A 21128-nucleotide genomic window follows, 5' to 3' on the forward strand; every position below is an offset into this window, starting at 1 on the left:
AGGAGCGAACAGCTCACCATTCCAGCAAATTCGTCTCGGTGACGGACAGTGCGGCATCCTTGGGCACGAGGAACGTCTTGATCTCGCAGGGGCCGAACTTGGCTTTGATCTCCCGATTCCACAGCGGCAGCCGAATCGTGCCTTCGGTCGCCTGCTTATTCGTTTCGTAGCAGCGAATAATCATATCGTCCCCGTCTTCCGCCTGCTTGAGAACGCTCACGACGAGGTTATCCCGATCGACGTCGAGGAAGCTCAGCCGCTGCGGCAGCTTTCCCTCGTGGTACGTCTCGATCAGAGAGATCGGCCGCTGGTTCAGCTCCGCCGCCCGACGAACCGTGCCCGCTTCCTCCCAGGCGCCTTCGTGCGGCAGCAGCGCATAATGGAAACGCTGGATCCCCTGATCGATAAACGAATAGTGGCCGTCCGGATCCGGCGTCTTCGGATCGTGATGCGCGTAGATGGGACTGCGCAGCACCGTCATCGCCATTTCCTTGTTCTGAATGCTGTAGCTGTACTTCGCGTCGTTCATCAAGCTGACGCCATAAGACGTGCCGCCCTGGCGAAGAATGCCCGAATAGTCGATCCACGCCTGCCCCGGCTCCTCCTCCCCGTTATGCTCGCGTTCGATATAGCCGTACGGAATTTCGTAGCTCTGGCGCGTGAAGATGAGATTCACCGGAAAAACGAGCTTCAGCATCTTAAATGGCTCTCTCCAGTCGACCGTCACCTTCACGTCGATCTGATCGAGCTCGCGGTACATGGCGAAGTCCTGCACAAGTCGAGAGCGGCCGTATTCGCTCGTGACGCGAATGACGGATTTCACCGGCCCGTGCTCTACACGGCGCACGCTGACGGCTTTGAAGGCCCCGATCGGCTGATTGAAATGAAAAACGTTATGGCTCCACGTGTCCGAACGGTCCTCGAGGACGACCGGCTTGGCCGCGTCGGCGAGAAACACCTCGGTCTGAACCTTCTTGTCGAACAGGCTGCGGATATAGCCGGTATCGGGATCGAACTCGATCCGGAACCGCTCGTTCTCCATCGCGTAATCGTGCGCCTTGATCGGAGAAGCTTCGGACTTCCGGTTCGCTTCGGGAAGCAGGCGGTATACCCGGTAGCCCAGCGACGGCAGATCGGCGACGAAGCAGAGGCGGGACCGGCCGTTCGCCGTCGCCTGCGACTGCACCGCCTGATGCGGGACGGCCATTCCGGCGTCGTCCACGAGCACGGAGGCGTCCTTCAGCCCGCCGATCTCCAGCTCCACGTTCACCTTGGCGTTCCAGGCATGGGGGTTGAACACGACGATCGGCTTCATGCCTTCCTCCGGCTCGATGCCGATATTCCAGGAAAGCGATTGGACGGCGTCGTTCAACCCGCGCTCGGCGATCGACATCGCTTCGCCGTGCATATTCCTCGCGTCCTCGTATGCCGGTTCGATGCTCGTTCCCGCCAGTATATCGTGAAATTGATTAAACAGAACGTTCTTCCAGGCGCGCGCGTATGCCCGGGGATACGGCTGTCCCGTCGTCCAGTCCGCCAGAATGGACAGCTTCTCGGCGGCGATGAGCTTGTTCTCGGCTTCCCGATTCCACCGCTTGATGCCGGAATGGGCCGAGTAGCAGCCGCTGGCATGGTGCTGCAGGTCATCGTGAACGACGGGAAACGGCAGATCGCGCCTGGACATCTCTTCGAAAAAGCGGGTCGGATGACTGAACTCCAGCTCCGGGTAGTTCGGATCGCCGTTCATCCGGCGAATGCTGTCCAGATTTTCCTTCGTCGGCCCGCCCCCGTGATTGCCGACGCCGTAGAAGCACATCAGCTCGTCAAACGGTTCTTTCAGCTCGGACGCGCAGCGGGCGACATGCTTGTCGAGCTCCTTGCCCCACGTGCAGTATTCGAACAGAATGCGGAACGTCAGCACCCGGGAGCCGTCGTCGGATTCCCAGAGAAACAGACGCCCCGGCAAACCTTTCTCGTTCGGCATCGGTCGCATCATCACGTAATAGTCCATTCCGCTTTTTTTCAAAATTTGCGGCAGCATGCCGTGATGGCCGAAGCTGTCGACGTTGTAGCCGACCTTCGCCGTCACGCCGAGCTTCTCCTTGAAGTAGCGCTGCCCGTACAGGCCTTGGCGAACGAACGACTCGCCGCCGGGAATGTTGCAGTCCGGTTGAATCCACCAGCCTCCGACAATGTGCCAGCGGCCCTCCCCGACCCGCTTTTTGATCTCCGCAAACAGGCCCGGATCGTTGTTCTCGACCCACTCGTAATTGGCGGCCGAGCTCGACGTGAAGATGAAATCGTCCGATTCGTTCATCCGGTCCAGCGCCGAGCGGAACGTCGCTTTCGTTTCCTGGAAGCCCTCCTGCCATTGCCACAGCCAGACCGGGTCCAGATGTGCGTTGCCGATCATATGCAGCTTTTTGTTCGCCATCGTTATTCCTCCGATTTCGTGATGATCGTCACCAGCGCTTCCGCCTGCTGACCGAGTCTTCGGCTGCCCGCCGTCACGTCCGCGGCGATGCGAATGCGCCTGCCCCCGGCCCCTTCCGGAATGCCGACGGAGCAGACGACGTCCGCACGGCCGCCCGGAGGCAGCCGCACGACCTGCTCGGCCCGGCTCGCGGTCCATCCGGCCGGAAGCGCGAGCCGCACGCGCACGTCCTCCTCGACCGGCAGCGGGTTGAGCGCCTCGACCCTGACGTCGATCGTCGTCCCGGCTTCCGCTTCGATCCGGTACGGCGAGATGCGGGCGGCGAAGCCCTCCGCCCCGAAATCCGCTTCGTCCGTCGGCAGCAGTTCGCGATGAAGCCGCGCAAGCATTCGCCCGTTTTCCCTCAGCCGCTCCCAATAGCCCGCTTCCACCCAGACCGGGTCCCAGTGGCCGGAGACGAGAACGTCGGGCCGCAGTTCTTCGTACAAGGCGGCGCTTCTCTCGTAATCCTCGTATTGAAAACGGTTCTGATAGACATAGTTCCACAGCAGCCCTTCGTCGCCCTGGTACTGGTCGCCGATCGCCAGCACCCTCTTGCCGTCGGCCTCGAAGGCGATCGCAACGGCATACAGCGTATGGCCCGGCTGTTCGTGCAGCGTGATCTCGTACCCCTCCCAGCGGATCGGCTCGCCGAGCGGGACGATCCGGTCGACCGGAATCGGGTCGTACCACAGGCACGGCAGATCGTAGTCGGCGGGACGCTCCAGCACGTCGGCGAAATTGGCCGCCGCCCACACCTCGGCGCCCTCGACGTCGCGCAGCAGGTTGCAGCCGGCGACATGATCGTCGTGATAATGAGTCAGCAGCACCGCATCCACGGACCTTACGCCGTACTCCGACTTCAGCTTGCCGATGCTGTAGAGCCACGGACGCCTCGACGCGCGATCCGAGCCGGCCGGAATTCCCGTCAGGAAATCGTAGCCGAAATCGATGAACAGCGCTCTGCCGCTGTCCGACAGCAGCACGTAATAGTTCGACAGGCTCGCCCGGCTTTTTAGCAGATGCGGCAGCACTCGCTCGTAGGGCCGCTCTCTGAGCTCCAGAAGTCTCGGGTTCTGCCGCCGGCCGCGAAGCAGCCGGATCAGACGCTCCGTCAGCAGGCCGATCGCGGCCTTCGGCTCGTCGATCGGCTCGCCGTGGGAGGGCAGCAGCAGCTCGACGTCCCGATCCCCCAGGTCCAGCAGCGACGCGACGCTCGCGGGAACGCCCTCGGCGCCGTTATAGGTCCATTGCGTCGCGGACAGCGACCAGACTTTGCCCGGAGCGGCGATCAGATCGCCGGTGAACGCGACCTTTCGCCCGTCGATCTCGGCCAGCAGGCTGATCGAGCCGGTCGTATGGCCCGGCGTCGGCAACACCAGAAGCGGTATCCCTCCGGCGCGGACCGTCTCGTAATCCTTTAACGTGCCGGCAACCGGCACCGGTTCCAGCAGCGAGAAGCGGTCCTGGCGGGTGTTGTAATGGTTCCGGATTTCCCTCGCCTGCCAATGTTCGTCCACCCTCGCGAACAAATCCTGCTCCGCATGCGGCACGAAAATCGGAATGCCCGCAGCCGCCGCCTTTGGCAGTCCTTGCCCCTGGTCGCGGTGATGGTGGGTCATCATAATCTGCGTCACGCGGCGAACGCCGATCCGCCGCAATTCGTCCAGCACGCCGCCGTCGCCGAAATCGATCAGAGCCGCCTCCGGCCCGTCGACGATCGCGTACACGTTGCAGGTGTCGCGGAAGACGTACAAACGCTCGGACAGGCGTATCAATGCCGGCCGCCCCCTTCCGCTCCCGCCGCGCCAAGCAGCTGCGCGACCCGATCCATCGCCGGGCCCGGGCTGGACAGAAAGAGATCGCGGACCGCCTCCGGCAGCCCGGCGACGACGCGGGCCATCGACGCCTGCGCCAGCACGACGGCGTCGGACGTCTCGGCCAGCTTCAGGAGCGCCGAGGCAAGCTCTCTGTCGTGGCCCGCCTTGTCTCCCGCCGCCAGCTTGCGGTAAGCGGCCTCGCACAGGACCGGCGTCAGCTGCGGAGACAGCCCTGCCTGCTCGGCCGTTCCGGCCAACAGCCTCATCGTCGGCCTCAGCGTCGTGTTCAGCGTCGCGGCCACGCCGATTCGCGGGCCCCGTCGAACGGCAAGCCGGGCCATCGGCTCGTCGATTCGCACGACCGGCACCGCGACCCGGCTTTGCATGTCCGCCGCCGCTTCGCCGACGGACGAGCAGGCGCTCAGAATGCAGTCGGCCCCTTGCCGTTCGGCGAAACCGGCATAAGCGCACAGCCGTTCGCCGAATTCCCCCGCGTCGCCTCCGTTCTCCGCCAGCCGGGGCAGAATCGAGTCGTCCACGAAATGAAGGATTCGAATGCCGGGCATGGTCTCGCGGGCAAGCGCGGCCAACGGTTCGACCGTTACCGCCGTCGTATGGATGATGGCGAGCGTCTTCATCGGCGCCGCTCCTCTCTCGTCTTTTGTTCGCACCGTTCGCCGCTATTGGGGCAGAGGCAGCGCCAAGCCCTTGCTGCCGAGGAAATGCTCGATTTTGTCCCCGACGACCCGCTTCACCGCAGCCCTTCCGGCCGCGAGCCGATCGGGCGGCAGCGCAAGGCACTCGGCGTTCGTCATTCTCTCCTCCCGTCCCAACGCCTGCAGCAGGGCGATTTCCAAATCCGTCGCGATATTGACCTTGCTCACGCCGCCGCCCGGCAGCGCGATCGCCTGTCTGATCATCTCCGCGGGCACGCCGGAGCCTCCGTGAAGAACGAGGTGCACGGGCGTCAAGGCGCGGATCGCCCGCAGCCGTTCATAATCGATCTTGGGCTGCCTCACCATGTAGACGCCGTGAGCGGTGCCGCAGGAGACGGCAAGCGCGTCCACCTTCGTGGCCTTCACGAAAATTTCCGCTTCTCCCGGATCGGTGTACAGCTCCTCGTCGGTATCGGTTTCCACGAAATCCGTCGTTCCGATCATGCCGAGCTCGGCTTCCACGGACACCCCTCTGGCGTGCGCGTACGTCACGATCTCTTTCGTCGCGGCGATATTGTCCTGCAGCCGCTTCTCGGAAGCGTCGATCATGACGGAAGTAAAGCCGGCTTCGATCGCCGCCGCGATCGTAGACAGAGATTTCGTATGATCCAGGTGAAGGGTGACCGGTACGGTGATCCGCAGCTCGTCCATCTGCGCATAGAATTCCTCGCCGAACTGCTCGGGCGTAATGCCGTATCGATGAAGCTCCTTCTCCGAGATCTGCACGATCAGCGGCGACTTCATCTCCTCGGCGGCCTGCAGCACCGGCGCGATCATCGGCGTATATCTCGGAGAAAACGAGCCGTTCGCGTACCGGCGCCGCTCCGCCATCTCCAGCAGCGGCTTCAGGGCGATCACGTTGGGGGGTCTCTTGGCAGTCGTCATGGTTTACCTCTCCTTTATTTGTACGCTTTCCGCCGCTTCGGCCCGCGAGCTCGCGGCTTTCTCGGCATTGCGGCCGCTACCCCTTCATCCCGCCGGTCAGATCCATCCCTTTAATGAAATATTTCTGGAAAGCGAAAAACAACGCGACGACGGGAAGCAGGACGAGCAAGGAAGCGGCCATCAAGTAGTGCCATTGCGTCTGAACCTGCCCCTTGAACGTCGACAGACCGATCTGCAGCGTATACAGCTTCTCGTCGTTCAGATAGAGCAGCGGACCGAGCAGGTCGTTCCAAGAGCCGTTGAACGTAAAGATCGCCGTCGTGGCCAGAATCGGCTTCGTCAAGGGCAGCATCAGTCTCGACCATGTATAGAAATGGCTGGCTCCGTCGATTTTCGCCGCCTCGATCAGCTCGTTGGGAATGGACAGCAGAAACTGACGGTTGAGAAAGATGAAGAAGGCGCCGGCCGTGAACGGAGGAATGATCAGCGGCAAATACGTATTCAGCCATCCCAGCTTGGCGAACAGAATATATTGCGGAATCAGCGTTACGAATCCGGGAAGCATCATCGTGCCGAGCACGACCGTGAACAAGAAGTCCCGGCCGCGAAAACGGATTTTGGCGAAGCCGTAGGCGACGAACGAATTGGACAGCACGCTGCCGAGAACGACGAAGCCGGAAATGAACAGCGTATTGAGCGTATATCGGGTGAAAGGCGCCGAATTCCACGCCTTCACGTAATTGGACCAGACGACTTCCGACGGCCACCATGTCGGCGGGTACGCCATGACCTCCTGCATCGTTTTGACCGAGGTGACGAACATCCACCACAGCGGGGAGAGAAACAGCAAGCTTCCGGCCATCAGGACGAGGCTGACGACCACCTGGTTCGTCCGCTTGCGCAGCTGCCGGCTCTGGTAATAATTGCGGAAAACCGCATTCCGGTTCGCGCTCACCTGTTGTCCCCTCCTTCGTAGTGAACCCAATGCTTGGCGAATTTCAAATTCAGCAGGGTGATCGCCATGACGATGACGAGCAGCGTCCAGGCCATCGAGGAGGCGTAGCCCATGTCGAAGACGCGGAACGCTTTGTTCCACAGATGGAAGTTATAGAAAAGCAGCGAGTTCATCGGACCGGCCGTCCCTTCCCCTCCGGACATAATGTAGGCTTCCTGGAAGATCTGGAAGGCGCCGATCGTGCTCGTGACAAGATCGAAAAAAATGACCGGCGTGATCAGCGGAATCGTAATATGCCGGAAGCGGCGGTAAGCGCCAGCGCCGTCGATCTCGGCGGATTCGTATAGCGAAGGCGGAACGTTCTGCAGCGTGGCCAGATAGAGCAGCATGCCTCCGCCCAGACTCCACATTTTCATCATAATCAGCGAAGGCTTCGTCCAGTTCGGATCGAACAGCCAGGCGGGACCTTGGATGCCTGCCCAGCCCAGCATCGTATTGATCAGACCGGTCGACGGGCTGAGCAGCTGCATCCATAGCAAGTAGACGCCGACTCCGGACAGGACCGCCGGCAGGTAGAAGATCGTCCGGTACGCCCGCATCCCCGGCACGCCCTGATTGAGCAAAATGCCGAGGAAAACCGCCCCGACCGTCGTAATCGGCACCATGAACACGACGTAGTAGACGGTGTTGTACAACGAAGTCCAGAACAATTTGTCGTATTTGAACATCTCGACGTAATTGCGCAAGCCGATGAAATCGAATCGCGTCGTAATGTTGTAATTCGTAAAGCTCGCATAGAGCGAAAAGAGCATCGGACCCGCGGTAAAAACCAGAAAGCCGAGCAGCCACGGCGAAATGAATACGAAGCCTTGAAACTCTTCCCTCACCCTCAGCCTGCTGCGGCCCGGCTTAGCGGCTTGACGGGTATCGTTCGCTTCCCCGGTCATCGCTATCCTCTCCCATTCAGAGGAAAGGAGCAGCACACGGTCTCGCCGCTCCGATCCCCCTCGTTATTCGTTCGCCCGGAACCGCGCTCGGCCTTATTGCTTGGCCTTCTCCCTGGCGACCAAATCCTCGACGTCCTTCTGGGCTTGCGCCAAAGCTTGCTCCGGCGTCTTCTGGCCCAGAAGCGCGGCATCGATCTGCGGATTTTTCAGGTCCCAATATTGCGGCGCTTCCAGCGGCATCGGATTAATTTTCGTCCACTTCATGTTGTCTACCGCGAACTGGTACACTTCTTTTCCTTTCTCGCTTAAGGCTTCGTGATGGATGGCCGACTCGGCCGCCGCGATGTTGGCCACGTTATCGAAGTTCATCGCCGCCCAATGCTCCTGCGCCTGCGGGCCGCCGAGCCACTTCAGGAACTCCCAGGCGGCATCCGGATCCTTCACGCCGGCCGGAATCTCGACGACGAACCCGCCCCCGGAAGTCCAGTGCCCGTTGCCGGGCGACTTCTCCGGTACGGCCGCCACACCGAAATCCATGTCCGGGGCGTAATCGCGAAGCTGTGTATAGAACGTTCCCGTCGTGACGATCATTGCGACTTTGCCCGCGATGAACGGATCGGCCTGCTGACTGCCGAACTCCGCCTTGAACGCGTCCACCGTGCTTTGCCCTAGACGCTCCGTCCACTTGTTGATCCAGTGAATCGCTTCCCGCTTGGCCGGCGTATCGATCGTTACCTCGCCCGTGGCGTAATTGAAGTAGCTCAGGCCGTCGGACTCCGCGTTCAGCAGCCAGGCGTCGTAGCCGAAGTTGCCCCACAGCGGGTAGAACCCGATCCGGTCGTAGCGATTGCCTGATTTCTTGTCGAGGCGGATGGCGTACTCCTCCAGTTCGTCCCACGTCGTCGGCGGCTTCTCGGGATCGAGCCCCGCTTCCCGGAAAGCTTCCTTGTTGTAGAACAAAAACCTCGTGTCCGTATTGAACGGAAGCGCATACACGTCATCGTTATAAAGAACGGTATTCCACAATTCCGGGTAGAACCAGTCTTTGACGTCGTCTCTTTCCACATATTCCGTAATGTTGGTGACCTGGCCGTTCGCCGCGCGCGCCGGTCCGTTGTTGATGTCCTGCACGATGACGTCCGGGGGACTGCCGGCTGCGATCGCCGCCGTGCTTTTCGTCCATATGTCGCCCCAAGGCAAGTAAGTATGCTTGACGACGATGCGGTCCTGCGATTCGTTAAAGTCGTTGATGATCTTCTCGATAATCGGACGGCGCGTCTCGGAGCCCCAGAACGTCCAGAAGTCCAGCTCGACCTTGCCGGCCGGGGCCGACGGACTCTCTGGCGAACTGCTCTCGCTCGGGCTTCCGCTCGACGGAGCCTGCGAGCCGGTGCCGCCCTTGTTCCCGTCCCCGCTGCATGCGGCCAATAACAAACCCAGCGTCAAAACGAGCGATAAACAGATGGTGACCGATTTCCTTTTCATTTCGAAAGACCTCCCAGAAATGAGTTGAAAACCCACAATACCACGTTGTTTTTTACTGGTTGTATTCGCTTACATGTAGGATTATGTGGTTTTGTGATTTCATTTTCCATTAAAGACCACATAATGTCAACCCTATTTTGTTTAAAAATCCAAATTCAGTGCGATTTCAACCTCCGCTTCCTTCTATTCCCTCCCGGACGTTTGTCCCGTCCATGCGACGGCGGCCTCCCGCCGCGTCATCGACAGCTTCTTCGCTAGCGCGGCGACTCCGCATGCCGAGGCCGCCGGGATCGGCGAAAGGCTTTTGCTCAAGCGCAGCCGCCGCTCGCCGGTGCGAGAAAAAGCCCCCTTTTCAAACGAAAAGCGCCCCTTAGAGCTCATCGGAATAACCAGGGGTTTTTCCAACGTCTGTTCTAAGGGGTGCGCTTCGGAGCGCTCATGACGCTCATCTTCGCTTTCAGGGTGCTGGCCTCCGTGCGATTAACGGCCGGCCTTCGCCGCCGCGTAGCGGTTGACCGGCACCTTCAGGCCCAGGTTGCCGCGCAGCGTATCCGACTCGTACTCGGTGCGGTAGATGCCGCGCTCCTGAAGCAGCGGGACGACGAGCTCGACGAAGTCGTTCAAGCCGCTCGGGAGCTGGGAGTGGATGATGAAGCCGTCCGCTCCTTCCTCTTCGTGCCACTGTTGAATCAGATTCGCGACATGCTCGGGCGTGCCGACGAACGGTCCGCGCGGCGTCGCCGAACGCAGCGCCGCCTGGCGCAGCGTGAGTCCCTGCTCGCGGGCCTGCTTCTTGATTTTGTCCGTGCCGCTGCGGAAGCTGTTGCTGCCCAGATCGCCGATGTCCGGGAACGGCTCGTCGAGCGGGTATTGCGAGAAGTCGTGATGCTCGAAGAAGCGGCCGAGATAGTCGAGCGCCTTCTCGATGCTGACGAGACTCGCGATCTCCTCGTATTTGCGGTCGGCTTCCGCCTGCGTCCGGCCGATGATCGGCGAGATGCCCGGCAGGATGACGATGTCGTCCGCCTCGCGGCCGTAACCGATCGCCCGCGTCTTCACGTCCTTGTAGAACGCCCGGGCCTCCTCCAGCGTCTCGTGCCCGGTGAAGACGGCGTCGGCGCCTTTGGCCGCGAGGTTTTTGCCGCTTTCCGAGGAGCCCGCCTGAAACACGACCGGCTGCCCCTGCTTGGAGCGCGCGATGTTCAGCGGCCCTTCCACGCTGAAGTAGGCTCCCTTGTGATTCAGCCGGTGCAGCTTCGAAGGATCGAAGAAGACGCCGGATTCCTTGTTGCGGACGAAAGCGTCGTCCTCCCAGGAATCCCACAGCCCCCTCGTCACCTCCAGATGCTCCTCGGCGATTTTATATCGTTCGTCATGCGTCGGATGCTCCCGCTTGCCGAAGTTGCGGGCGGAGCCTTCGAGCGGCGAAGTGACGAGATTCCAGCCTGCGCGGCCGCCGCTCAGATGATCGAGGGAGGCGAACTGGCGCGCCACCGTGAACGGCTCGCTGTACGAGGTCGACAAAGTGCCGACGAGACCGATGCGGCTCGTGACCGAAGCCAGCGAGGAAAGCAGCGTCAGCGGCTCGAAGCGGTTCAGGAAGTGCGGGATCGATTTCTCGGTAATGTAGAGACCGTCCGCGATAAAGACGAGATCGAATTTGCCGGCTTCGGCAACCTGCGCTTGCTGCTTGTAAAACGGAAAGCTGACGCTGGCGTCCGCCGGCACCTCGGGATGCCTCCACCCGGCGATGTTGCCTCCCACTCCGTGAATAATCGCTCCGAATTTGATTTTCTTGCGTTGCCCCATATCCGATTCCTCCCTCGATTGGATGATCTTATACGTTCAGAAGCGCCGTATCCGACAGCTTCAGACGATAGCTTTTGACCAGCACGGAGCCGTTGTGGAACTCCTTGTCGTACGCCCGCTCGAAGCCGAGCCGCTCGTACAGCCTGACCGCCGAATCCATCATGTCCGACGTGTGCAGATGCAGCGTATCCGCTCCCCATTCCTTAATGAGCCGGACGCTCCCGCGGATCAGCTCCGTGGCGATTCCGTTCCCTCGCGCGCTCGGCAGAACGCCCAGCAGGCGAATGACCGGGTTGCGAATCTCGAGCTGCGGCATGCCGTAGGCGGCGTCCGACGATTCGTAGATAAAGACGCTGCCGACCAGTTCGCCGTCCAGCTCGGCCACCAGCCTCGCTTTGGTCGTGGGAGCGTCGACGGCTTCCACGATGCTAATCTTGTATTGCGCCCACTTTTCGGGCGACAGCGACTCTTCGTACTGGCCGTACGCCCCTAGTAGCACGTTCAGGACCGCTTCGCGCTCCCGCTCCTCCGCATGTCGAACGATCAATTGGTTGCTCGCCATTTTCTCCACCTGCTTTCTGCGTTAAAAATGTGCTTTGTCGCCCCTTCAGAATGCGCCGCTCGACTCTCGTGCCCTTTTCTCCCCCTGCTTGATTCGTTCGATCTGTCCGAGATGGTGATGGACGTGGTCGATGAACGCCTGCGCGATGGCCGCGACCGTCACGGTCTGCCCCTTGAAGCTCACGCCGGATTTGTTCCAATCTTCGGGAGACAACCGCCGGAACAGCAAGCTGTTGTAGAGAAGCAGCGCCCGGAATACGTCCAGCGCGTCCGCCGCCTTCGCCGCGTTCGCCCGCTGTCCGGACACCCATTCGTCCTGGGCGAACGCCGGCAGGCGAGCTTCCGAGCCGGCCAGCACCTCGCGAAGGCGGAAGGAAACGACGAGGTTATGATCCGCCAAATGCGTCAGCACCTCCGTCACGCTCCACGACTTCTCAGACGCTTTCCAGACGAGCTGCTCGTCGGACAAGCCGGCTATCGCCTCCTGCAAAAGATCGTGAGTCCGAACATAATTTTCGATGGATACCGGAGTTTGACTCATGGATAATACGCCTCCTTAGGAATGATGAATCAGGCTCGGCCGGGCAGGGAGAACCGCGTCGCGGAAAACCGACCGATATTCTGCCCCCATCTGCCCAGTTCGATCTGGTTGGCCAGAAGCTCGATGCGCGTTACGAAGGCGTTCGTCAGCAGCTTCGCGCCGGCCTGCAGCGCCAGCTTCCGGAAGGCGGCCACGCACTTATCGCTGTACAGCAGCCCCGCTTCCGGCTCGTACATCGCCCGGTAGTCATCGGGCAGACGCACGGCCGGCCAGCGTTCGCGCACCTGCTCCGCGCTCAGCTCCTCGAACGGAACGCCCAGTTCGGCCGAATACTGGAATCGGTCCCTGTAGGCATAGGCGGAAGGACCGAACAGGTTCAGCACGCCCGTTCTCTCCAGCAGCCTCTCCCCGGAGGCGTCCTCCAGCTCCTGCCACAGCTCGTCGGCGCGCAGGGCAAGCTTCACGTAATCCGTTCCTCCGCTGTATACGTGCCGGATGAGCCGCGTGTCGCCGTGATGGCTGCCGTGCGCGTGCGGCGGATCGAATGCGTCGATGAGCAGCGTCCTGAGTCCCCTTCGAGCCAGCTCGTAGCCCGCGCTCATCCCCATCGATCCTGCGCCGGCGATAATGACGTCGTAAAGTTGGCGCATGGCGGCCCCCCCTACTCCGACAACCGGACAAGGGCGTCGACGGCGAGAGAGGCGAAGAAAGACGCCCCGACCGGAAGCGCGCGCTCGTCGACGTCGAAGGCCGGATGGTGCCATTCCTGCGGCCCCGAAGCGCCGAGGAAAAAGAAGCTGCCCGGTACATGCCGCAAATAGTAGGAGAAGTCCTCTCCGGCAGGCGAAGGCGTCGGCTCCACGACCTGCAAGCCGAGCGCCTCCGCCGTCCGCGCCGACTGCTCGGCCCACACCGGATCGTTGACGACGGCCGGCGGACCGTCCAGCCAGCGAACCGTCGCCTCCGCGCCCAGCGCCGCGCCGACGCCGGTAACGATCTGCTCGAAGCGCTCGCGCACCTTCGTCCGCACCTTCTCGTCGAACGTACGCAGGGTGCCGTCGAATACGGCCTGGTCGGCGATGACGTTCCAGGCGGTGCCGCTGCTGAGCCGCGTCACGCTGACGACGGCGCCGTCCAGCGCGCCGACGTTGCGGCTGACGATCGATTGCAGCGCGGTAATGATATGCGCGGAGGCGACGATCGGGTCGATGCCCGCCTCCGGCACGGCGGCGTGCGTCCCGACCCCTTTCACCTCGACGATGAAGCCGTCTGCGGCGGCCATGAGCGGCCCGGCTTTGATGCCGATCGTGCCGACCGGCAGGTCCGGCTTGTTGTGCAGGCCGAAAATCGCGCCTACGCCCTCCAGCGCGCCGCTCGCAATCACCTGGGCTGCGCCCTTGGCCTTCTCCTCGGCCGGCTGGAACAGGAAGCGGACCGTCCCCTTCAGCTCGGCTTCCCGCTGCTTCAGCAGCAGAGCGGCGCCCAGAACGGCGGCCGTATGGAAATCGTGTCCGCAGGCGTGCATTTTGCCGGGAATGCGGGAGGCGAACGGCAGTCCGGTCTCCTCCTGCACGGGCAGCGCGTCGATGTCGGCTCTGATGGCGACGATCGGGCCTCCCCGTCCGACTTCGGCGACGACGCCGGTGCGAAGAGGATAGTCCGCGATGCGGATGCCCGCTTCGCTCAGCCAGCCCCGGATCGCGTCTGTCGTCTCGAATTCTTCATGGGACAATTCCGGACGGGCATGCAGCTGACGCCGGATGGCGACTAATTGTTCGAATAGCGGCTCGGCCGCGAGTGTACGCATCGTATCCATCCCTTCTTGCTCCCCTGTTCGCTCGAAACCGAGTCGTTCTTTCTTACGCGGGCTGCTCCTCGAACGCCTCCTTCAGCAAACGGAGCGATCGCACCCGCTTCTCGAAATCGGGGATGATCGTCGTAAAGATCAATTCGTCCACTCCGTAGCTCTGCTGAAGCTCCCGCAGCCTGCGGCGCACCGTCTCCTTCGTGCCTTTCGTAATGTCGGCGTCGCGAACTTCCGCCGTATACGTCTCGCCGGCCTGCCGCGCGAATTCCTCGGCCTGCTCCAGCGAGCCTACGTTGACGGTTTTGCCGCTGGCCAGCGTCACGCGGACGCTCTTGAAATGGCCGGCGAGCTCCGCCGCCTCCTCTTCCGTGTCCGCCGCGATGACGGAGAGGCCGAGCAGCGTGCGGGGCTGCCCGCCCCTGGCCCGGTTAAAGCTTCTGCGGTACAGGTCGAACGCCTCGCGAGCGGCGGCCGGGTCGTTGTTGATGAAGAGCGCGAACGCATAAGGATAGCCACGCTCCGCAGCCAGCTTCGCGCTGGCTGCGCTCGTTCCGAGCAAGTACACGTCCGCTGGCTGCGCAGGCAGAGGATTCGCCTGCAATCCGGCCAGCGGCTCGCCTTCGGCGACCGGACCGTGCAAATATTGTTCAAGCTCGGACAGCTTCTCCTCCAGCGACTCCGGCTCGGCGACGCCCTTCTGCAGCGCCTTCGTCGAACGCGGCAGCCCGCCGGGCGCGCGTCCGATGCCAAGGTCGACCCTTCCCGGGGCAAGCGAGGCGAGTACGTTAAAGTTTTCGGCCACCTTGTAAGGACTGTAATGCTGCAGCATCACGCCCCCGGAACCGACGCGGATCTTATCCGTGAGGGCCAGCAAATGAGAGATCAGCACCTCCGGAGAAGCGCCCGCCATCTGAGGGGAGTCGTGGTGCTCGGACACCCAGAAGCGCTCGTAGCCGAGCTCTTCCGCGATTTGCGCCAAGCGGATCGTATTGCCGAGCGCTTCGGAAGGCGTCTGCCCGGGGAACACGATGCTCTGATCCAGAATACCGAGTTTAAGCGTCATCTCTATCTCTCCAATCTCTTTCTTTAGATCGAATACGCGCTGTCCGAAGTGAACCGTGCCAGAAACTGCCGCGTCCGCTCTTCCTTCGGCGACTGGAAAATCGTCCTCGGCGGCCCTTCTTCGACGACGGCCCCTCCTTCCATGAACACGATATGGTTCGCCACCTCTTGGGCGAAGCTCATCTCGTGGGTGACGATAATCATCGTGATGCCTTCCCGGGCGATTTTGCGGATGACGGCAAGCACTTCTCCGACCCATTCCGGATCGAGAGCCGAAGTCGGTTCGTCGAACAAAATGACTTCGGGGTTGAGCGCGAGCGCCCGGGCGATGCCGACGCGCTGCTGCTGTCCGCCGGACAGCCGGCTCGGATACACGTCCAGCTTGTCGCCGAGTCCGACCTTCTCCAGCAGCTCGACGCTTCTTTGACGCGCCTCCGCCTTCGGCAGCCTTTTGACGACGACGAGCCCTTCCATCACGTTCTCCAGCGCCGTTTTGTGCCGGAACAGGTTGTACTGCTGGAACACCATCGCCGTTTTGCGCCTGAGCGCGTGAATGTCCTTCTTGGCCGGCTTCCGGCAGTTGACGGCGAATTCGTCGATCGAGATTTCCCCGTCGCTCGGCTTCTCCAAGTAATTGATGCAGCGAAGCAGCGTCGTCTTGCCCGAGCCGCTCGGGCCGAGGATCGCTACGACCTCGCCTTTGTCCACGGTGAGATCGATGCCTTTAAGCACCTCGTTTTTGCCGAACGACTTGCGAATGCCCTTCAGCCTAATCATGCGACACCTCCGCGATTGTAACGGGTAACTCTTCGTTCGAGCAGCGCCGACAGCCTTTCGATCAGAACGGTCATCCCCCAGAACAAGAGAGCGGCCGCCAAGTACGCTTCGAAAAATTTCCAGTTCGTCGTCGCCACGATCTCCGCCTGTGCGTTAATGTCGACGACGGACACGGTGAAGGCGAGGGTGGAGCCGTGCAGCATGCCGATTGTGCTGTTGGCAAGGTTCGGCAGCGCGGCAGCGAACGCCTGAGGAAACACGATGCGGCGCAGCGCCTGCACAGTCGTCATTCCGACCGCGTGGGCGGCTTCCATCTGGCCTTTGTTCACCGCCAGCAGACCGGAGCGAACGACTTCCGACAAATAAGCTCCGGCGGTCATCGAGAAGGACAGGTAAGCGAAACCGATCATCGGAATTTGCGCGGACCTCAGCGGCCAATCGAACCTCTCCGCCAGTCCGTCCACAACGAGAGGAATCGCGGCGTACAGCAGCAGCAGGTGCGTCAGCATCGGCGTGCCGCGGATGACCGTCACGTAGACGGCGGCGATCCGGTGCAGCGCCGGCACTCGGTACATGCGACACAGGGCGACGAATGTTCCGATCGCCAACCCGCATAGCACCGAGACGAACGTAATTTTAAGCGTCGTCGGAACGGCGGGCAGCAAGCCGACGAACGCCGTCCAGATGAACGAGAAGTCCAGCTTCATGCCCGGGTGCCTCCTTTGCTCAGCGCGATGGCGGCGCTCGTGCGCTTCTTCAGCCATTTTTTCCCGAGGGGAACGTTCTCCGCGCTGCCGGTTTCATGCTCGTGCTTCGTCATGCGGCGCTCGACGAGCAGGAACAGCCTCTCCAGCGCGATGCTAACGATAAAGTAGATCGCAGCCAGCGCAATATACGATTCGATAAAATGCCGGGACATCGTCGGCAGCGTCTGCGCCTTCCCCGTCAGCTCCATGACCCCGAGCGTGAACGCCAGCGACGTGTCCTTCAGCGTGGCGATGACGAGATTGGCGAGAATCGGCGCCGCGATCGCCATCGCCTGGGGAAACACGATCCGCGTGAACGCCTTGAACCCGTTCATCCCGACCGCGTACGCGGCCTCGACCTGCCCCCGGTCCACCGCGGTCACCGCCGCCCGAATGCCTTCGGAGACGAAAGCGCCGCTGTGCAGGCCGTAGACGAGAATGACGAACGCGAGCACGGGAACCCTCGTCACGTCGATATGGATCAGCTTCAGCGCTTCAGGAAGTCCGTAGTAGAACAGGAACAGCTGAATCAGAATCGGAGTGCCCCGGAAAAAGGACGCGTAAACCTGGGACAGCCTCTGCAGCACGGGAACGCGATACAGCCGGGGCAGCGCGGCGAGCAGACCGAACAGGAGGCCCAGCACGATCGACGAGGCTACGATAAACAACGAGATTTGAATGTAAGGCAGCAGCTTCACGAAATATTCGAACACGTACCGGATGTCGAATTTGGCGCCCATGTTGCGGTTTCACCTCTCTGCGTGCGGACCTACTCCTCCGCGGTAAAATCCCCGCCCAGCCATTCCGTGCTCAGCTTGCCCAGCGTGCCGTCCGCCTTCAGCTCCCTGATTGCGCCGTCGATGGCGTCGGACAGCTTCTGCGCTTCCTCGTCGTTTTTGCGGAACATGAACAGGATGTCCGCTTCGGAGAGCGCCGGTCCGGTCGCTTTGAGCTTGCCTTCGGGATCGATGAGCGACAGCGCGAAGTCGGCGGCCAGCGTGGCGTCCACCCGTCCGGTAACGATCTGGTCGACCGTGTCGTTGGCGCCCCCGTTGCTGTATACCACTTTGATGGCGTTGCCGTTCTCTTTGTTGTAATTCTCGATAATTTGCGCCTGAGCGCTCGTCGCGCCCACCAGCACCTTCTTGCCTTTCAGGTCGTCGAGCGACTGCACGGAGTCGTTATCCTTGGCGACGACGATTTTGTTTCTCCAATGCGCATACGGCTCTTGGTTGAACAGATACTTCTCTTCGCGCTCAGGATTCTTCTCCATCTCGTGGGCAACGAAGTCGATTTTTTTCGTTTCGAGGCTGAGCAGCAGGCTCTTGAACTCCTGTGTCTGGAATTCGAACTCGTATTGCGGCAGACGGTTGTCAATCTCGCGCACGAGCTCGACGTCGAAGCCGGTCAGCTTGCCGTTCTCGTCGATGAAGCATACTTTCGGAAACTGCGTGCCGGTGCCGACGATGATCTTGGTCGCTTTCTCGGGCGATGTTTCTGCGCCTGTCTGATCGCCCGGGGCGGCGGCCGAATTCGGGGCCGGGGCTTCCGGCGAGGACGGGGCAGCCGCCGGGCCGCTATTGGCGCCGCAGGCGGACAACGCAAACGATAGAGCTAGTACGAGAATAGTCGGGCTTGTTTTTCTGGTCACGATAATCCCTCCGCTTTTCGGTTTCAAATCATCTTAAGCTTATAATTCCTACTGGATAAGTGAGAATTAGTGTTGGGAATAACGATATCACCTAGCCCGATGGGCCGTCAATGGATGCGGTAATAGAGATCTTCTATCGTTCCATTCAAATCTCCGATACGACATTCCGATCGGAGCTGCGGAAGGCGGCAGATCAGGTTCGGAAGGCTTGTACGGCGCGAAAGCGCGGAATGAAAAAGGGGAAGTTAGGCGATCCGTACAGGCATGCAGTTAAAACGCTTCTCCGCGACCGGAGACGGAAAAGAGGCTGCCCCGGCAGTATCCGGGACAGCCCCTCTGGGCAAAACCGATCTAGGCTTTGGAACGGGCGTCGAGCCAGACGAGCTCGTCCGCCAGCTCGTCCGAGGCGCGGTCGAGACGTTCGGCCAGCTCCTCGGCCAGCTCGAAGCCGCCGCCCTCAAGACGCTGCACCCACTGGTCGATGGCGAACACGCCGCCTACGATATTGCGGCAGCCCAGCACCGACAGCAGCGGCTTCAGCGCGTAGTCGAGGCTGAGCAGATGCGCAAGGGTGCCCCCGATGAAGAGCGGAAGCGTAATCTTCCCCTTCAGCCCCGTCTGCGGCAGAAGGTCGAGGAACGCCTTCAGAATGCCCGTGTACGACGCCTTGTAGACGGGGCTGGCGATGACGACGGCGTCGGCGGCTTCCACCTGGGCGAGCGCGGCCAGAATCGTCTCGTCCTTGAAATTCGCGTGAAGCAGCGCTTCCGCGGGGAGATCGGCTACGCGAATGTGGCCGACGTCGATGCCCTTCTCCTTCCAGTTGCTCTCTACCCGTTGAATGAGTCCGTTCAAACGAGACCCCGGCGTCGGGCTGCCGGAAATAATGACGATTCGACTCATGAGCGATTCCTCCTATTGAACGTTTAATTGCTTGCCGATGGCGATCATCTCGCTCAGGAACGGTCCGTGCTCTCCCGGACTGGAGATGATGTTCGTCTGCAGGGCGACGCCCTCCGTGCCGGGCACCCGGATCGGGAACAGTCTGCCGGCCGCAACCTCCCGCCTTACGCTCAGACCGGGCAGAAACGAGATGCCCGTCTTGCCGAGCACGAGCTGTTTGGCCATCTCCGAATTATCCGTCTGGATTCGAATGTTCGGCGGGCGGTCGAGGTTCTCGAAGATGCGATGCACCCGCAGCCAATCGAGCGCTCCGCACTCGAAGAAGACGATCGGCTGCTCGGCGAGCTGCTCCGCCGAGATCCGGTCAAGCCCGATGAACGGATGGCCCTCGTAGACGTACAAGGAAATCGGGTCCTCGTAAAATTTCACGGAATGCAGGCTGGGGTGGTTCACCCCGCGAACGAATCCGATATCGATTTCCTTGTTCAGCACCTTGTTCACGATCTCGTCGGTCACGCCCGTTACGAATTTGTAGCGGGTATTCGGAAATAGACGCTCGAGCCGCGGAAGCAGCTCCGGAACGACATAGTTGGACACGGTGACCGTGCAGCCGATCCTGATCTCCTCGGGCAGCTGTCTCTTGCGATTGACGTGCAGCTTGCCCTTCTGATAGGTCAGCAGAAGCTGCTGCGCGTAGGGCAGGAAGCGCTTGCCCTCCTCCGTCATCCGCACGCTCTTGCCTTGGCGGTCGAACAGCCTGCAGTCGAGATCGCGCTCCAGAGACTGGATGCGAGCCGTCACCGACGGTTGGGATAAGTATAACGCTTCCGCCGCTTTATTGAAACTGCCGCAATGAATGACGTAGACGAACGCTTCGACGTTCTCGATATTCATCGTCATCCCTCCAATCGTTCCGTCACCGGCCGCCCCACTTATATCCAATATAATAAATCGGAATTATCGGAATGTAAAGAACAAAGGTCTGATCTATTTTCTGAATCACGCAAGCCAAAACGCCTTCGGCGTCCTCTAGACGCAGAATCGCGTTATTGTCGGAGGGGATTCAGATCAGGATAGCGAATTGGATCCTTTCTGAAATCACGCAAAAAAAACCGCCATTCGCGGGGCGAATCGGCGGCGAAAGCCGGTCGGCCGGCTATTCGGCCTGCAGAGCTTCCGGCATGCTCGGGCAGAAGCCGGGATTCGCGGCGCTTAACCGCTCGGCGAACATCGGGTCTCTGCGCGCCAGCTCCGAGTAGTAGCCGCTTATGGCGTGGTTGCCGGGCACCGAGCCGTGGTGAAAAACAAGCCGTTCGGAGCGGCGGGCATGCTTGTAATCGTACGTTCTGCCGCTCTTGGGAAGTGTCAGCGTCAGAGGCGGCAGATAGGTGACGGGATCGAAGGCGTTATGAACTCTGAAGCTGCGCTCGACCCGGCTCTCGTAGGCTTTGACGAAAGCCGGATCCCCGACGCGGGGCGCTCCGTAGGTGTACACGACAGGCTGCCGGAACTTCGTCCCGGCCGACACGTCGAGCGCGCACAGCGTCGCCAGCGCGCCTCCGAGACTGTGGCCCGTGACGCACAGCGTCTTGTCCGAAGAAACCCGTTCCAGACACGCGAGAACGTCGCTTCTGGCGGAGCTGTAAAGCTCCGTGAAGCCGCGATGAGCTCTCCCGGCATTTTTGACGAATTTAGGCTTGATCTGGCTCGCCAGAGCGTCGGACACCCAGTCCGACGTTGTGCTCGTGCCGCGAAAAGCTACGATCGCATGCGTATCGGATTGAAGCACGAATCCGAATCTCTCGCGAATTCCGAGCAGCGACTTGGCGCGAATCTCGCCGACCGGCTCGAACGGGCGGGGAATCGCGAACTCGCCGTTCGGGTCGTTAAACTGCGCATAGCTCTGGCTGCAAGCCGCCGCCAGGAATATAGCCGTCCGATTGTCGAAACCGCCCATAGCAGCGCCCCCGTCTAAGCCTCTTGCGATAGC

At 61.2% G+C, this 21128-nt stretch carries 21 protein-coding genes; all 21 read right to left on the reverse strand.

Annotated features, from left to right (window positions below; all coding sequences use genetic code 11):
- Positions 1-13: 13 nt before the first annotated feature.
- Positions 14-2434: an alpha-mannosidase gene (locus ACFO3S_RS14815; RefSeq protein WP_378097473.1), complete on the reverse strand. Its 2421-nt coding sequence runs from the start codon at positions 2432-2434 to the stop codon at positions 14-16.
- Positions 2435-2436: 2 nt separating this feature from the next.
- The gene (locus ACFO3S_RS14820; protein WP_378097476.1) at positions 2437-4251 is read right to left on the reverse strand and encodes an MBL fold metallo-hydrolase; all 1815 of its coding nucleotides are present in this window, start codon (positions 4249-4251) and stop codon (positions 2437-2439) included.
- Positions 4248-4931: an aspartate/glutamate racemase family protein gene (locus ACFO3S_RS14825; protein ID WP_378097479.1), complete on the reverse strand. Its 684-nt coding sequence runs from the start codon at positions 4929-4931 to the stop codon at positions 4248-4250. Before ACFO3S_RS14825 ends, ACFO3S_RS14820 begins: the two co-directional genes overlap by 4 nt.
- A 42-nt stretch (positions 4932-4973) precedes the next feature.
- Positions 4974-5894, reverse strand: coding sequence for a class II fructose-bisphosphate aldolase (locus tag ACFO3S_RS14830; RefSeq protein ID WP_378097482.1), 921 nt, complete (start codon positions 5892-5894; stop codon positions 4974-4976).
- Positions 5895-5970: 76 nt separating this feature from the next.
- Complete coding sequence (locus tag ACFO3S_RS14835) at positions 5971-6849, reverse strand: carbohydrate ABC transporter permease (RefSeq protein WP_378097485.1); 879 nt, start codon at positions 6847-6849, stop codon at positions 5971-5973.
- The gene (locus tag ACFO3S_RS14840) at positions 6846-7796 is read right to left on the reverse strand and encodes a carbohydrate ABC transporter permease (protein ID WP_378097488.1); all 951 of its coding nucleotides are present in this window, start codon (positions 7794-7796) and stop codon (positions 6846-6848) included. Before ACFO3S_RS14840 ends, ACFO3S_RS14835 begins: the two co-directional genes overlap by 4 nt.
- Positions 7797-7889: 93 nt before the next feature.
- Positions 7890-9281 carry an ABC transporter substrate-binding protein gene (locus ACFO3S_RS14845; RefSeq protein WP_378097491.1) on the reverse strand — a complete coding sequence of 464 codons (1392 nt, stop codon included), beginning with the start codon at positions 9279-9281 and terminating at the stop codon, positions 7890-7892.
- Positions 9282-9464: 183 nt separating this feature from the next.
- Positions 9465-9593, reverse strand: coding sequence for a hypothetical protein (locus ACFO3S_RS14850; RefSeq protein ID WP_378097494.1), 129 nt, complete (start codon positions 9591-9593; stop codon positions 9465-9467).
- 168 nt (positions 9594-9761) lie between these two features.
- The gene (locus tag ACFO3S_RS14855) at positions 9762-11090 is read right to left on the reverse strand and encodes an LLM class flavin-dependent oxidoreductase (RefSeq protein WP_378097497.1); all 1329 of its coding nucleotides are present in this window, start codon (positions 11088-11090) and stop codon (positions 9762-9764) included.
- A gap of 28 nt (positions 11091-11118) precedes the next feature.
- Positions 11119-11652: a GNAT family N-acetyltransferase gene (locus ACFO3S_RS14860; protein WP_378097500.1), complete on the reverse strand. Its 534-nt coding sequence runs from the start codon at positions 11650-11652 to the stop codon at positions 11119-11121.
- Between the two features lie 45 nt (positions 11653-11697).
- A complete protein-coding gene (locus ACFO3S_RS14865) occupies positions 11698-12192 on the reverse strand; it encodes a DinB family protein (RefSeq protein WP_378097503.1) in 495 nt (164 codons plus the stop codon).
- A gap of 29 nt (positions 12193-12221) precedes the next feature.
- A complete protein-coding gene (locus tag ACFO3S_RS14870; RefSeq protein WP_378097506.1) occupies positions 12222-12842 on the reverse strand; it encodes an FAD-dependent oxidoreductase in 621 nt (206 codons plus the stop codon).
- A gap of 11 nt (positions 12843-12853) precedes the next feature.
- On the reverse strand, positions 12854-14008 hold the full coding sequence (locus ACFO3S_RS14875; RefSeq protein ID WP_378097509.1) for an amidohydrolase: 1155 nt from the start codon (positions 14006-14008) through the stop codon (positions 12854-12856).
- Positions 14009-14051: 43 nt separating this feature from the next.
- Positions 14052-15062 carry an LLM class flavin-dependent oxidoreductase gene (locus ACFO3S_RS14880; RefSeq protein ID WP_378097512.1) on the reverse strand — a complete coding sequence of 337 codons (1011 nt, stop codon included), beginning with the start codon at positions 15060-15062 and terminating at the stop codon, positions 14052-14054.
- A 23-nt stretch (positions 15063-15085) separates the two neighbouring features.
- Positions 15086-15838, reverse strand: coding sequence for an amino acid ABC transporter ATP-binding protein (locus ACFO3S_RS14885; RefSeq protein ID WP_378097515.1), 753 nt, complete (start codon positions 15836-15838; stop codon positions 15086-15088).
- Positions 15835-16545, reverse strand: coding sequence for an amino acid ABC transporter permease (locus ACFO3S_RS14890; protein ID WP_378097518.1), 711 nt, complete (start codon positions 16543-16545; stop codon positions 15835-15837). Before ACFO3S_RS14890 ends, ACFO3S_RS14885 begins: the two co-directional genes overlap by 4 nt.
- A complete protein-coding gene (locus ACFO3S_RS14895) occupies positions 16542-17324 on the reverse strand; it encodes an amino acid ABC transporter permease (RefSeq protein ID WP_378097521.1) in 783 nt (260 codons plus the stop codon). Before ACFO3S_RS14895 ends, ACFO3S_RS14890 begins: the two co-directional genes overlap by 4 nt.
- Before the next feature lie 29 nt (positions 17325-17353).
- Positions 17354-18235, reverse strand: coding sequence for a transporter substrate-binding domain-containing protein (locus ACFO3S_RS14900; protein ID WP_378097525.1), 882 nt, complete (start codon positions 18233-18235; stop codon positions 17354-17356).
- 351 nt (positions 18236-18586) lie between these two features.
- Complete coding sequence (ssuE, locus tag ACFO3S_RS14905; RefSeq protein ID WP_378097528.1) at positions 18587-19138, reverse strand: NADPH-dependent FMN reductase; 552 nt, start codon at positions 19136-19138, stop codon at positions 18587-18589.
- Between the two features lie 12 nt (positions 19139-19150).
- A complete protein-coding gene (locus ACFO3S_RS14910; protein ID WP_378097531.1) occupies positions 19151-20032 on the reverse strand; it encodes a LysR family transcriptional regulator in 882 nt (293 codons plus the stop codon).
- A gap of 262 nt (positions 20033-20294) precedes the next feature.
- Entirely contained in the window at positions 20295-21095 is an 801-nt protein-coding gene (locus ACFO3S_RS14915; RefSeq protein WP_378097534.1) for a lipase family protein, read from the reverse strand.
- Positions 21096-21128 lie beyond the last annotated feature (33 nt).

This window comes from Cohnella hongkongensis, assembly GCF_042654645.1.
In the GTDB taxonomy this organism is placed as follows: domain Bacteria; phylum Bacillota; class Bacilli; order Paenibacillales; family Paenibacillaceae; genus Cohnella; species Cohnella hongkongensis.